Here is a 15188-nt window from a genome sequence, read left to right on the forward strand (position 1 = left end):
GTTAGTTTGAAATACAACCTTATGTTTAAGATATTTAAGGGTTTTTACAAGGCTAAGAATAGCCGTACAGTGCCGCTGTCAGAAATATTGTCAATGGCGGTAGAAACACTGTGGAGTAATAAATTACGCACAGGATTAACTATGTTGGGCGTGGTTATTGGCATTTCCTCAGTGATTGCGATTACTTCTGTTGGTCAAGGAGTGCAAAAGGGAGTCGAACAACAGATCCAAGCATTGGGTACAGATGTGCTGCAAATCTTGGCTGGTGCAGCCAGAAGTGGGAATGTCCGACAAGGAATAGGTTCTAGCAGCACTTTGACGTGGGAAGATGCTAAAGCGATCGCCACAGAAGCACCATCAGTTCAGCTTGTTTCCGCCTACCTCCAGCGAACTGCTCAAGTTGTTTATTCAGGACAAAACACCTCAACAACAATTTATGGTACAGATTTAAACTATCCAGAAGTGAGAAATACTCACCCCCAACAGGGGAGATATTTTACTGAAGAAGAACTAAATAGCGCCGTCCAAGTTGCCGTTCTTGGCCCTACAGTGCAACGCACGCTCTTTGGACAGGGTGGCAATGTTATTGGCCAGAGAATTCGGATTCAGGGAGAAGCTTACGAAGTCATTGGGGTGATGGAACCGAAAGGTTCTCAAGGGCCGATGGATCGAGACGACCAAATTTTCATTCCTCTAACTAGTATGTCAGCAAGACTAGTTGGGAATAATGCTTTGGTCGGCGTTTCTGTAACCGGAATTTTAGTCAAATCCGCCAATCAAGAAGATTTAGAAGCCGCTCAGTTTCAAGTCACCAATTTATTACGTTTGCGACATAATATTTATCCGCCCCAAGCTGATGATTTTCGACTAACCAACCAAGCTGATATTGTTAGTACCTTCACGAATGTTGTGGGTTTATTTACAGTCATGGTAGTGGCGATCGCCGGAATTTCTTTAGTAGTTGGTGGCATTGGGATTGCCAACATCATGTTAGTTTCCGTAGTCGAACGCACGCGGGAAATCGGCATTCGTAAAGCCGTAGGTGCTACCAATTCAGCAATCCTCAATCAATTTTTAGCGGAAGCGATCGTCATTTCCATTGTTGGCGGATGCATTGGTATGGTAGGTGGTATCGCGATCGCTTATGCAGCCGCAAATGTTTTTAAGTTTCCATTCGTAATTTCTTTATTATCAATTATTGCTGGATTTGGGCTTTCGATAACCGTTGGCTTAATTGCTGGAGTTGTTCCCGCACGTAACGCTTCAAAATTAGATCCAATTACTGCTTTACGCAGCGACTAAATAATTCAAGCTGGAAATTTTCAAAATTAAAAGCTTTCTGAAAACAGGTGTATATATGCAACTCGAACTAGACCATATCTTTGTGTGTGTTGAACCAGAAGCGCCACCCGCAGATTTGCTCGCTGCTTTTGGACTCACAGAAGGTACTCATAGAATTCATCAAGGCCAAGGAAGTGCCAACGTTTGCTTCTTCTTTGAAAATGCTTATCTAGAGTTACTTTGGCTTGTTGACATTAACGAGGCTCAATCTGCTCTTGTTCGTCCTACAGGTTTGTGGGAACGTTGCCGTTGGCAAGAAACCGAGGCTTGCCCTTTTGGCATTTCATTCCGGCGAACAGCATCAGATTCACAAGAAATTCCATTTCCTACTTGGGATTACTATGCAAAATATTTGCCACCACATGCTTCTATTCCCATTGCAACCAATAGCGATAATTTATCAGAACCATTGATTTTCATTTCACCGACAACTAAAAAACCTACAGATTACGCTCTAGAACGGCAACTTCCTTTAGTTCATAAAGCTGGATTCAAAGAAATTACAGCATTACAAGTCATATTACCCAGTACTCAAAAGTTTTCTGGTGAAGTTAGAACTTTAATTGACCTTGGATTAGTGCAATTTTCACAAGGCGATTTTTACCAGCTACAAATAGAGTTTGATAATGCCAAGGAAGGTAAGTCGCAAGATTTTAGTTCTCAATTACCAATTTTATTTAGATGGTGATTATGAGAGCATTTGTGAAAAATTAAACAACATTTTTTTATGAAAGCAGTAATTTTATTTTAAAATAGTACCAATTTAGGGTTAAAATTGAAAATTATTTTTAATTTAAACTTATATATTAAAATTAAAAATTAGCAAAAAATTGTCAATTATACAAACAGTGCGATCGCTTGAAAATTAGCAACCAAAAACTAACTATTTATTAAGCTAAAATCAATATGCCAACCATGATATGGATGGAATCCATTACTAAGACCTACCATTTAGGAGAAATCAATGTTCCCATACTTAAAGGTATTCAACTCTCTATTGAAGAAGGTGAATACGTCTCGATTATGGGTGCGTCAGGTTCGGGTAAATCGACGCTGATGAATATTTTGGGATGTCTGGATCGACCCACAACTGGAGACTATATTTTTGAGGGCAGAAACCTCACAACTTTTGATGATGATGAATTAGCTTATATTCGCAATCAAAGGATAGGTTTTGTTTTCCAACAATTTAATTTATTAGCGCGGGCGACAGCATTGGAAAATGTGATGTTGCCAATGGTTTATGCTAACTTACCCAAAACAAAACGCCGCGAAAGGGCATTAGAAGCTTTGGAAAAGGTAGGATTAGGAGGACGTATTTCTAACCGTCCTAGTCAACTCTCTGGCGGACAACAACAACGAGTAGCTATTGCTCGTGCTTTAGTCAACCGGCCTGCATTAGTTTTGGCAGACGAACCAACAGGCGCTTTAGATACTGAGACTTCTTATGAAGTGATGAATTTATTGACAGAACTTAATCAGCAAGGCATCACAATTGTAATTGTCACTCATGAACCAGATATCGCTGCTCAAACTAAAAGAATTATCCGAGTTCAAGATGGTTTGATTGTGGGTTAGGGAATGGGGCATTGAGAAGAGGCAGGGGGGCAGGGGGTGTGGGAGGTGTGGGAGGTGTGGGAGGTGTGGGAACAGAGGGAGGTGTGGGAACAGAGGGGGGCATAAATTCTCTTTCTCCCCACACTCCCCCATCTCCCCACACTCCCCACACTCCCCACACTTCCTCGATCCCTGCTCCCTTACCTTTCCACTTCCCACTCTCCACTCTCACTTTCCATTTCCATTACAAATATGAATTTGATTTTTTGGCGTGTAAATTCTACCTGGGTTATTTTGGCGTTGGCGGTAGCCTTGCCGTCAGGCATTGGTATTTTTTCTTCAACTTTCGCAAGTGCAACGACTCCCCCAAAAACCGAAAATTCCTCAAGTTCTTCACAGGTTCCTGATTACCTCAATCCCAATCCCAATCCTCTGCAATTTCCTACTAAGCCGGAGGAAGTGAGGATTCAGCAAACTGTACCAATCAGTTTGACACAAGCTTTAGAATTAGCTCGACGCAATAATCGAGATTTACAAATAGCCATTTTAGGACTAGAACGCAGTCGTTCAGCACTGCGGGAATCTCAAGCAGCTTTATTTCCTACTCTTGGACTCAACGGAAATTTGACTAACAGTGGTAATGGTTTTAGGAGTACTTCATCTCAAGCCAGTACTTCTTTTAATGGTTCAGCACAACTGAATTATGATTTGTATACCTCTGGTAACCGACAAGCTACTATCCGAGCAGCTGAGGAACAGTTACGGCTAGATGAATTAAATGTTGAAAGTACGTCTTTGGAAATTCAGCTGAATGTTACGACTGAATATTATGATTTGCAACAGGCAGACGAAGAAGTACGAATTAATCAGTCTGCTGTGAATAATGCCGAGGCGAGTTTGCGGGATACTCAAGCTAGGGAAAACGCTGGAGTGGGTACGGGGTTTGATGTCCTGCAAGCTCAGGTAAATTTAGCAAATGCTCAACAAGAACTGACTAATGCTATTTCCCAACAGCAAATTGCCCGTCGCCAACTTGTAACGGTGTTAAGTTTAGCCCAATCAGTTAATATCACTGCCTCAGATCCCGTACAAATAGCAGGGCTTTGGCAGCCAACGCTGGAAGAAACTATTATCCAAGCTTTTCAAAATCGTCCAGAATTGCAACAACAATTAGCACAACGTAATATTTACGAGCAACAGCGACGACAAGCACTTTCGCAACTGGGGCCGCAACTTAGTTTAGCTGGTAGCTACAACCTACTAGATCGGTATAATGATGGTGTCAGCATTACTGATGGCTATTCAGTGGGACTGCAAGCAAGTTTAAATTTGTTCGATGGGGGAGCAGCAAAAGCACGTGCGGATCAATCGAAAGCTAATATAGCGATCGCAGAGAATCAATTTGCTAGCCAACGCGACCAAATCCGCTTTGATGTAGAACAGTACTATTCTCAATTACAATCCAATTTGAATAATGTGCAGACTTCTAGCGTGGCTTTAAATCAAGCTACCCAGGCTTTGGATTTAGCCAGGTTGAGATTCCAAGCTGGTGTAGGAACTCAAACAGAGGTAATTGCTGCGGAAAACGACCTGACAAGAGCACAGGGAAATCGAGTTACAGCTATCTTGGATTACAATCGCGCTCTAGCTAATTTACAAAGATCCGTCACTTCCAGGGTTTCGCGCTAAGGAACTTCCAAAAAATAAATTATCCCAAATTATTTGTACATTTGTAGGGGCTTTACAGCTGTAAAGCCCCTACCATTGGATGTTTTTTTCATTGGAAGTTCCTAAAGTGGAATTATTACAGAAAATCTCCTTAGCTATAGATCTAAGTTTTCTTAGTATATATTTCCAAAGATAGAGGTTGTTAGGCAGATTTCTCTGTTGGCGATCGCTAACATTATCAACAAAAACCTGATAAATTAACGTGAATTTGATGTATAGGATTTTGACCTCACCTCCGGCCCCTCTCTTTCAAGGAGAGGGGAGTAAAAAGGCTAATTTTTCGTTACTCCTCCCTCTATTTAATTGGTGTTAATAGTTTTGATGAAGCTGTATCCCCATGTTTATCTGATAATCCTTATTATTTTTCTTGCGTCTTGTCAATCAACAGAAATTCCGCCAGAATCAAAACCGAATACTGCTCAAACAAGCACATCTCAAAAGATAGTGACTCTCGATAAAAATTTCCAGATTGCAATGGGTCAAACTATCTATGTTCCTGTCTATTCCCATATTTATCATCACAATCGACAGGAAATTTTTGAGTTAGCAGTTACCCTGAGTATTCGGAATACAGATTTGAATAATTCGATGGTCGTGACTTCTGTGCGTTACTATAACTCAGAAGGTAAATTAGTGAAGCAATATTTAGAGCGTCCGATTCAACTTGATGCCCTCGCTTCCACAGACTTTTTTATTAATAGAAATGACACTACTGGAGGTTTAGGAGCAAACTTTATTGTTGAGTGGGTAGCGCAAACACAAATATCCGAACCTATAGTAGAAGCAGTGATGATTGGTACTGATTTTCAGCAAGGAATTTCTTTTACTAGTAGTGGTAGAGTTATTAAAAGCCAAAATAACGATAAGCGATCGCTCTCAAAATAAGGGAAAATATAGTATTTGGCGATCCCTTGAATGCTTTTACCATCTATGCCATACCATTCTGGTTCTTCTAAAATAACGTACTGTTGCACCCACTGGTTAAATATGGCTACCAATTCTCTATAAATTTATTACTAAAACTCCTAGATATCTTTCTACATCAAAGGTTTTTTTGTATAGATTACAGAGAATTGATACGGCTATGTTATAAATTTTCTAAGTACAACTTAGCGGTATATAAGGATAAGGAGGTGAAAAGTAGTCTACACCGACTAAATAGCTTCGATCTTGCTCATTTTTCTTATAAAAAGGAAAGTCTCCATCCTCATCTTGAGCCTGAGACCATTTGGCAATATTCTCAGGAGATAGATTAATTTCGGAAGGTATGGGAGGATAAGGAATAATAGCTTCATAAGCAATAGAAGACTTTCCTGGATCTACTTGTAGCTCTTTGATTTCACCTTGAAACTTATCCCAAGTAACTTCTAAGCCATATTTGATAACTATTTCACCAGTACTGAGAATTGGCTGAGAAATTTGATGATAGTATGTTTTTTCACCTTGCTTGATTTCATAATATGCCTGCCCTGCTATCAAGAGGCTCAAAGTAATTCCCTGCCAAGCTTTACTACTAGGTAAAATCAAAAACCTTGCTTTTTCATCAAATTGTTCGCTATTTAGTGGATAATAAATATCAAGGTTATTTGGTAGTAAGCGATCGGGTGAAGATTGTCGGTCGAAAAAGAAAATTTCTCTGGCTATGAGACCATCCAAAATATCAGAGTCAATCTCATCCCATTTACCACGAGCAAAGTCATACCACACATCAGTTGCTTTCGCTTCTAAGTAGCAATGCCAGGTTTTAGCAATTAGTTGGGATATTTTGCGGGTATGCAGTAGAGTTCGGATTGGATCGTAAAAATTATTGCTTTCAATTGATTGATGTTTGGAAGACTCATCTGAAAACAAAGCATTCAGAAAACCTTTGGGAAAAACTACTCCGGGAGAAGGGAGATAAGAGGCTATAGTTTTATCAATATCCTCCAGATCTGGTATATAATCTTTGAGATTTTGTTGTGTTTTTTCGTCAAGAGGGTATTTTTTAAATTGTCCTCTTTTTTGAGTTAAGATTGTTGTTTCTATGTATTGTCCTTCAGATTTATTTTGGCGAGGAGCGACTAAGAGAATTTGGTAATAAGTATCATCGTCATACCACTGTCCTGGTTTTAATGGATCTGTAACTGTGAAGTTTTTTGGCATAAAGATATGTTCTTTAATTTAGGGTTAACAAACTTGGAAATTTTTCAAGCCAAACTGTAAAACTTGTGAGGATTATCCCAAACAATTTTTTGTACTATTTCTTGAGATAATTGTGCCTCAAGCTCTAGAACTGTTTTCACAATGTTCGGCTGATGATCCATATGAGGGTAATCAGAGCCGAAGATTAAGTTATCAGCACCAATATATTCGATAATTTGAGGTAAGTAAGGCTCATTAGGTGCGATCGCAATAAAGCACTGACGCTGAAAATACTCTGAGGGCTTCATTTTGACATTATCTTTAACCTCCCAATATAAGTTTTCGTACTCTTCATCTAGTCGCCATAGCCAGTAAGGTAACCAACCACAACCAGACTCTAAAAAACCCACTTTCAAGCGGGGATGACGCTCTAAAACACCCCCTTCAATGAGGGCTAAAAGTGCCATCATTTGTTCCATCGGATGAGAGCAAGCATGAAGAGCAAAACGAGTATTAAATCGCTTTGCTCCTGTAGTTGGTAATCGACTATGAGTTCCTTCATGAATTCCCACTGCTATGTTCATTTCTTCGCATTTTGTCCAAAATGCTTCATAAGTGGGGTGACTCAATATTCTTCCTTTAACTGGGTTGGGGCGTAATAATACAGCCTTCCAGCCAAACTCAGCTATGCGATGTAATTCTGTCACCATCTGTTCGGGTGCATGAAAATTAATCGCTCCTACTCCTTTTAACCTATCTGGAGCATAACTACAAAATTCTTGATACAACCAGGTGTTGTAAGCACGAGTAAAAGCTCCCGCTACTTCCGGCGCCATATCGTCAATTCCCCAAAGCCATAACCCGTATGTTGGATAAATGAATGCAATATCAATCCCCATCTGCAACATTGCTTGGATATGAGATTCAGCATCGTAACCCTTGAAATAAGCATTGGGGTGAGCCTCCATCATTTGCTGATTTCCTTGGTAGCGAACTTGCTGTGAAATCTTCTCAACAATTTCTTCTCCTTGAATTTTCATATCTGCGGAAGGAGCAAAGTGCTTAAATTTTGGTTCCAAATATTTAGCCCACAATGATGGAGGCTCAATAACGTGGGAATCAGCATCAATAATTTGATATTCATTAAGCATATAAAAATCTATTAAAACAAGGAATTTTAGATTTTAGATTAAATAATACCAATTCAAATAATATTTGCGACACATCAATTATCCGTAAGGGCACAACATTGTTGTGCCCCTACCCGTCTGTCGCATTCTTTTTTCAAATCGGTATAATTTAAAATTATCAACCTAGCATAATATTAAGCACTTAGCTGCAAGTATAAAATTTTATGTTGAATAAAATCAAAAGTTTCTGTACTCAGAATCAATACTTAAAAAAATATAAATAGTTGCACCAAAAAACATGATTTTAATCTAGGATGGAAAACTCCAAATATTTGAGTATGACACTCACATCCACATGGGAAAAGGATTAAGTTGATTTTCTGTTAATGGCTGTTTCAACCATCCCATTTTTACAGGAATGTCATACAATCTTCCCGAACCTAAACGCTTCCACATGTGGCGCATTCCTGGAATTATCACTTTAGCCACTCTCAGTCCAACATCAGGACGAGTCTGATCTAAAACGAGCATTTCTAGACCATTTTTTTCAACGATTTGTTGACAAAGTTTGATATCTTCTAGCAAATCATCGCTGGCGAGTTGGGGATAATCTGTATAGATTTTGGCAGGTTTTTCTCTATCGGGAATCAGGTAAGGTTGATTGGCTAAAGTTGCGGTTTTCCACCAATCTATTGCTAGGCGATCGCCAGATATAGGATATTGAGTACTACCATCGTCTTTTGCAGATAAAAGATTAGGCAAAATTTGATTAACTTCAGTCAAAGCTCGACCCAGAGCGATTTTTGCATCAAAATGAGTTCCATAACCTAATATAATATCTTCTACTTCTCGATTAATTCTGCGAGTAATCGCAGCAAAAGTAGGAATATTAAAATCGCTGGTTATATCCAACACCCATAGTTCTCGCTCGATACTTTGGTAATACTGTTTAAGGGTGAGAAAATACGGTTCATTGAAACTCTCTAAATCCACATGGGATTTTTGCAGGCGGTTATACCACCATAAAGCCACGCAATCCCGTTCCACTAATTCCATAAACCCTTGAATAATAGCTTCTTCAAGAGTATTACCCGCTGCACATCCATTGGAATCTGCCCAACAATCAGGTTCCTCAGATAAAGGATACCCATAATAACAATAAGCGGTTGGTAAATATTTAAATTCTTCGTGAGTTAATGACCAAACTGGCGTCCAGTCAATTTCTTTTTCTATATCAAAAGGTTTTGGAACTTTTTGAAACCAGCCCTGACATTCAACATTCCATTGTTCTCGATTTTCGTATTGTTGTTGGCTGAAGTTCATACAAACATTGGGATGAATTCCTTTCTCTTGCAGTTGTTGAAAACTGGCTTTTTTTCTGATTTCATCACCTTGAAAAACCCCAGAATATCGTTCAATGGCTTCACAAAAACCACTTGCTTGAGCTTGGATATCAGTTCTACCTTTTCCGGAACTTCTACCTCCAATATTTTGACATAGGCTAGTTATATCGTCAAAAACACTCAAAAAATGATGCTTGGCAACATAAGTATGGGTTAATGGATTTCCTGGTATTTTGTTCAATTCTCGAACAATACCTGTAATCGGATTAATTAGATGTTGATATTTTCTTAGGGTTTCTTCAGGCGGACAATAACGGTGTCCTCCATCTGCAATAAATGTTTTTTTGCGGTGTTCTAAAACAACGGGTAAGGGTTTACTTATCAACCCATTAGTCATTTCTCCACAGCTAGGACATTGAGGGCGCTTAACGAAGACACAATCTTGGGTTTTTAAAGTGAGAGTATCATAGGTAACTATAGTTTCTACTAAACGTTTATTTTCTCCTTGAATAATCCATTTAAATACTTCTGTGGCTGCTATTCCTAAGCCAGTTTGTAGTGTAGATGCTAAAAACCCTGAAGGAGGAAATAAGGGAGTAGAAATGTTTTTATGTCTTTGAATAAATGCTTGAATTGGTCTATTATCTCGCAAGCGACGTGCTAGACATTCCCAACAAGCGGTTTTGTTACCATTAAATATAGGCCCTATCCATAGCATTGTTCCCAAGGGGTTGACTAGCATCCAAGGAGATTGGGATTTTAACGCTTGTTGATTGAATCGATCTAAATTTGGATGGAGATAGTCGTCAGTTAAAACTATTGTGAAATCTCCTTCGTCAGCTATTTGAATTTCCAGGGATTTGAGAATGGCAATAAAATCATCAGCATCAAGCGAACCAAAAGTTTTTACTGCTACTTTAGTCGATCGCAATTTTTGATGAGCTTTGCTAGGACTGATATTCAGATGATTGCAGAAAATAGCGAATTGCGATCGCACTTTATCATCTTGTTCTACAATATAGCCCTGTCTTTCCATTTGAAATAGAGCAGACTGGGCTTTAATACTAATATCAAGAACATTTTGAAAAAAGGAATTATAGTCTGAAAACGATTTTCGATCTGGCAGTAATTCTAATTGAATTAGTTCGATAATTTCGTCAACATGACGATGCCCATCAATTAAACATGCTAATAAATAATAAATGCGATCGCTCAATAAAACCGTATCTCTCTCGGATAATAAAAATACTTTATCTGGCGGAATTTTTTCAATAACGTAACAATCCTTGAAAAGAGGCTTGTTGAGCATTTTTTTAGCTTTTTATTTTAATTAATCTAATAAATCAAACTTGGAGATTTCCTCAAAAACTACAATAACTAAAATTATTTCAACTGCTAGTTAGTAAATATTACCTGTCTTTTTTCATCAACAGAGAGTGATTGAAAATATTGCCGATATAGTTGAGAACTAGGTATTGCTTTATTATTATCTAACTTAATCAGCCCCATACTATTTAACTTGTAAGCAGTAATCGGTTCTAATGGTATAGGTTCGCTAGAATTGATTGTATTATACAGAGCGATCGCTAATTCTGGTTGCTCTTGCAATACTGTCAAATGTCGCTGCAAAAAATGAGCATAAATTCCACTGGACGTAGGAGCAGTTTCTAGTAATTGTGCTAGAGATATTTTTTGAGAACTTAAATAATATAATGCAATATGTATTAGCGCTGGATGCCCCCCAACTATTTTCATTAATTGCTTTGCTTCCTTACCATCAGACCACTTCAAACCATAACGTTGAGCTAAGTCCCCCACCTGGCCTAAATTAAAGTCTGGTAACTGAATTGGCAACCCAATATTGAAAGGCGACTGCTGAAGTTGTAAAGGAACATAAATTTCTGTTGAATGCACCACAACTAAGCGTAGCTTTTGCCAGATTTTACATCTTTTGGCTTCTTCAAACCACGAACGCAACAGAGGAAAAAAATCTTTTGCTACTTCCGGATGCTCAAAAATATAGTTGACTTCATCTAAGACTAAAACCAAAGAAGTATTAATTTGATTTAGTACATAATTCCGCAAATAAAAAGTAGAACTCAGTTTACTACCAAAATCTTTATTCCAATATTCATCTAGTTTTTGCTCCATCTGAAGCTGTTGGGTAATATTGGCACATAGCCACCGCAAAAATAGATTGGCATCGCTGAGAATTGTCCGATCGACTTGTTCGAGGCTTAAGCTAACTGTACGGTAGCCTATGCGTTCTGCGTAATCTAAAATCCTCAGCGTTAATGAAGTTTTACCCATTTCCCTTGGAGCTTTAATCCGTACTAATGCTCCTAGCTTTGTAATCTCTGCATACGCTGATTTCTGAATATTAGGATGTTCTATATAAAATGGTGAGTTAAGAGGAACTGAACCACTCGGATAACAAGGAAGTACATCTTCCCTCAAATCCAATTCTAGAGAATTTAATTTAATTGAGTTTGTTATCGGTGTAGTTTGTTCTGTTATGTAAGATTCCAGTATGACTCGACAATTTTTTTTGTTAACACGCCTGCCGAAAAGTAAAGAAACTTTGCGGTACAATCGTGGAGCAACAACATTGGTAATATAGCCGCAGCTATATCTTTGTTCTTGAGCTATTTCTTCATAGGTTTTGTTCTCACATACACCCTGTAAAACTAAAATTTCTGTGGAATGGAGAGGATCTTCTTGAATTTCTACTAGCTTGCGGTTAAGAATATCAAGGATAAAATCTATTGTCATAAAAGTTCAAACATAACTGCTAGGTGTTGACGCTCATTAGAGATAGAAGAAACTATTTTGTTAATTTAGAAGTAGCTGAGGAAAGGCGATCGCCCAAAATTATATATTGTCAAATCATAAATCAGAGCAAGTGATTTTGGTCATTGACAAGATGCAACTTAATATTGCATGTCAGCTACCCACCACCCGCTATAAATGAAACATTTTCTTTTTCGACTTTCCATTAAAAGTGTTTCTTGACAGCAGATCCACTCATAGTTCGCCATCCGTTAGCAATTACACAAACACCTTCTTTGCTTGCACCTCATTCGCTACTGAGAGGGTTTCTTTAGCGGTTAAGCAAAAGTATATGAAATCTATATGAGATTTATAGGTTCCATTTTTGAATACAAACAACTACATTGAAATATAGTTAATCCCTGGTTGGGAAAGTAACTTTTACTGTACTCAACACTTCTTGCCAGAGACTCACCACAGTTTAAGTGAGCGCGGTCAATATCGAACAGAATTATCTTGAGATTACATAATATCAGGTTAATTAACCTATGAAAAATAGTTTTCAAAGCCTCCAACAGTTACATAAAGTAACCGCTATATGTATAGAAACCTTACCACACTCTTGGTATTCTCCCAATTCTCTGCGGTAAAGATGAATGCTTGCCTACTCTTAGATGAAAAACCAATTAAACAAGATCCCAAACTCAAAACATTAAGTAAGTACATGCAACAGTATCCCCAAGGATGGAAAAAACGCTTGGAATTAGCTAAGTTGTTTTATGCGATGGGACGATGGGAGCAAGCTATTGACGAATATCGCCAAATAATTGAGCTACAGCCCCAATTGCTTGACGCGCGGCTACAACTGGCAAAAATCTTGCACCTCATGGGACGACAGACAGAGGCAATAGAGATTTATGAGAATGCTTTGCCCTTGTCCAGTAATGAAGCAAATCGGCAGCACATACATGGATTAATTGAAGCTTGCAAAGGTGATAATCAAAAGGCAATTAAAGCTCTTGAATCTGCTGCTTGCTTAGAACCTGACAAAGTAGTTCACTGGCTTGCTTTGGGACAGGTGCATATGGCAATAGAGAATACTGTTGCAGCTTTGCAAGCCTTTGATACAGTTTTGTCACTCAACCCAGATGATATTGTTGCTTTGATTCTCAGCTATGACGCCCTGATAGCGATGGGGAACTTTCAGGCAGCTAAGGAAAAATTGAGCAAAGTTGTAAAATTAGCCCCCGACGATTTCCAAGTACTTCAACGACAGTTAGATGAGCGTTGCCGGATGAGATTGGTATTAGGCGAACAAGGCAAACAGACAAAAAATGCGATCGCATCTGCTCTGCAACAAGCGCCAAATGCAGCCCAATTCCACAAATCCCTAGCATACTATCACATTTTCCGAGGAGATTGGGCGCAAGGGGTAGCAATTTTAGCACATTTTACCGAGAAATACCCCAATAATCCTACTGGTTGGTATTATTATGGGCGGTCTTTATCCGAAACAGGAGAAAACGAAAAAGCGGCCGAGGCAATTTTGAAAGCTTATCATTTGTATCCCAATGATTGTGAAATCTATCGAGCATTGTGCGATATTTTGCCTGCTGCGGGAAGATTAAATGAACTGTATCCCTTGGCACAAGAAATGCTTCGCCGTTTTCCCGAACGCTGGAGTGCTTGGGCTACGGCGGGGCGAACGCTGGTAGAAAGCTTCAAAGAAATTGAGTGGGGGTGTAGTGTCTCTGCTCGTTCGACGCAACTTCAACCCCAATTAGCTGATGCTTGGTTTTGTCACGGACGGGTTTTGGCATTGGCCGGAAAACACCGAGAAGCGGTAGAGACGTTAGTGCAAGGATGGCAGTTTTTAGCAGAAAAAGGAGGTTATTTACAATCTTTACCTGGGCTAGTTTGGCTTGGGGAGAGTTATCGAGCCTTAGGAAATAATGCCGCGAGTCGGCGGTATTGGCAAGAAGCTTGCCTGCAAGCCGAAAAATTGATGGAATTTGACCCAGCCGCAGCTCATTACTGGCAAGGGAGAGCCTTAGAACAATTGGGGGATGAGTTAGGAGCTATCGAAGCTTATCGAAACGCCATGAGTCAGCAATTGCTTTACCCTGCTCATGGGGAGGTTAAAGACGCTCTGAAATGGTTGCAAACTATGTTAAGAAATGGTTTTCGTGCTTGAGGCTCGTTTGATAGATTGACTCGAATTTAACAAAAAAAGCTTCTAACTCTAAAATTTCAGAAATTGATTTTGGTAATTATCTCACATACAAAATCAAAAAATAACGCCAAAGGATTTGAAGACTTAAGGTAGTTCAATTAACTTGATAAACACTGAATTTCTGCAATTCGGTAAGATAGGCATAGACTAATCCCAAATACCATCATTATGGTAAAAACACCTCCACAACATCAAACAATTCCCTTGTTGGAAAATGGCGACAAACTCACCCGTTATGAATTTGAGCGGCGGTATAACGCCATGCCTAACTTGAAAAAAGCCGAATTAATTGAGGGAATTGTCTATATCATGCCTGCTGCTTTGCGTTTTAGAAGTCACGGTCAACCGCACGGTTGGATTCTGACATGGCTAGGTACTTATGAAGTCGCTACACCAGGTGTAGCTTTGGGTGTTGAACCCACAGTGCGCCTAGACTTAGATAACGAACCTCAACCAGATGCGGTTCTCCTCATCAACCCAGAAGCGGGCGGTCAAGCAAGGCTCAGTGAAGATGATTATATTGAAGGCGCACCAGAGTTAATTGTCGAAATTGCCGCCAGTAGCGTTGCCATCGACCTCCATGCCAAGAAACAAGCCTATCGTCGCAATGGAGTCAAAGAATATATCGTTTGGCAAGTACTAGATGAAAAATTGAGTTGGTTTTATTTAGAACAAGGTGAATATCTAGAGTTACCTACTGATAGCAGTGGAATCCTGCGAAGTCGGGTTTTTCCAGGGTTGTGGTTAGCGGGTGCAGAGTTATTAGCTGGGAATATGCAGTCCGTGTTAACTGTTTTACAAGCGGGCTTGCAATCTCCCGAACACGCAGCATTTGTAGAGAAATTAACAGATTTGGGCTGAAGCGATCGCCTTTGCTCGATCATTTGGCATACAAGGCTACCAAAGCGTTTAGCTTTAAGGTACCTGAGTGCACAGCACTATACGGCATACTATTTATAGTAACTT

At 39.3% G+C, this 15188-nt stretch carries 11 protein-coding genes; 7 read left to right on the top strand and 4 right to left on the bottom strand.

Annotated elements, in window-relative coordinates; translation table 11 throughout:
• The first annotated feature begins 21 nt into the window (after positions 1-21).
• The 5 genes from NSTC745_RS00300 (at position 22) to NSTC745_RS00320 (ending at position 5511) form a co-directional block, all read left to right on the top strand.
• Positions 22-1302: an ABC transporter permease gene (locus tag NSTC745_RS00300; RefSeq protein ID WP_445635390.1), complete on the top strand. Its 1281-nt coding sequence runs from the start codon at positions 22-24 to the stop codon at positions 1300-1302.
• Positions 1303-1357: 55 nt separating this feature from the next.
• Positions 1358-2029: a VOC family protein gene (locus tag NSTC745_RS00305; RefSeq protein WP_445635391.1), complete on the top strand. Its 672-nt coding sequence runs from the start codon at positions 1358-1360 to the stop codon at positions 2027-2029.
• 218 nt (positions 2030-2247) lie between these two features.
• On the top strand, positions 2248-2919 hold the full coding sequence (locus NSTC745_RS00310; protein WP_096537139.1) for an ABC transporter ATP-binding protein: 672 nt from the start codon (positions 2248-2250) through the stop codon (positions 2917-2919).
• Positions 2920-3150: 231 nt separating this feature from the next.
• Positions 3151-4587, top strand: a complete 1437-nt coding sequence (locus NSTC745_RS00315; RefSeq protein WP_445635392.1) for a TolC family protein — start codon at positions 3151-3153, stop codon at positions 4585-4587.
• 360 nt (positions 4588-4947) lie between these two features.
• A complete protein-coding gene (locus tag NSTC745_RS00320; protein WP_445635393.1) occupies positions 4948-5511 on the top strand; it encodes a DUF3124 domain-containing protein in 564 nt (187 codons plus the stop codon).
• 213 nt (positions 5512-5724) lie between these two features.
• On the opposite strand, the gene NSTC745_RS00325 is transcribed toward NSTC745_RS00320, so the two are convergent.
• From NSTC745_RS00325 to NSTC745_RS00340, 4 genes are all read right to left on the bottom strand, one after another.
• Positions 5725-6768, bottom strand: coding sequence for a hypothetical protein (locus NSTC745_RS00325; protein ID WP_445635394.1), 1044 nt, complete (start codon positions 6766-6768; stop codon positions 5725-5727).
• Between the two features lie 44 nt (positions 6769-6812).
• Complete coding sequence (locus NSTC745_RS00330) at positions 6813-7898, bottom strand: amidohydrolase family protein (RefSeq protein ID WP_445635395.1); 1086 nt, start codon at positions 7896-7898, stop codon at positions 6813-6815.
• A gap of 324 nt (positions 7899-8222) precedes the next feature.
• Positions 8223-10529 (bottom strand): TOMM precursor leader peptide-binding protein, encoded by a 2307-nt coding sequence (locus NSTC745_RS00335; protein ID WP_445635396.1) that lies wholly within the window; start codon positions 10527-10529, stop codon positions 8223-8225.
• An 86-nt stretch (positions 10530-10615) separates the two neighbouring features.
• A complete protein-coding gene (locus tag NSTC745_RS00340) occupies positions 10616-11992 on the bottom strand; it encodes an AAA-like domain-containing protein (RefSeq protein WP_445635397.1) in 1377 nt (458 codons plus the stop codon).
• A gap of 649 nt (positions 11993-12641) precedes the next feature.
• Between NSTC745_RS00340 and NSTC745_RS00345 the strand changes: the two genes are divergently transcribed.
• Positions 12642-14183, top strand: a complete 1542-nt coding sequence (locus tag NSTC745_RS00345) for a tetratricopeptide repeat protein (protein WP_445635398.1) — start codon at positions 12642-12644, stop codon at positions 14181-14183.
• Between the two features lie 207 nt (positions 14184-14390).
• Positions 14391-15083, top strand: a complete 693-nt coding sequence (locus NSTC745_RS00350) for a Uma2 family endonuclease (protein WP_445635399.1) — start codon at positions 14391-14393, stop codon at positions 15081-15083.
• The last annotated feature ends 105 nt before the right edge of the window (positions 15084-15188 follow it).

The organism is Nostoc sp. DSM 114161 (assembly GCF_052692665.1).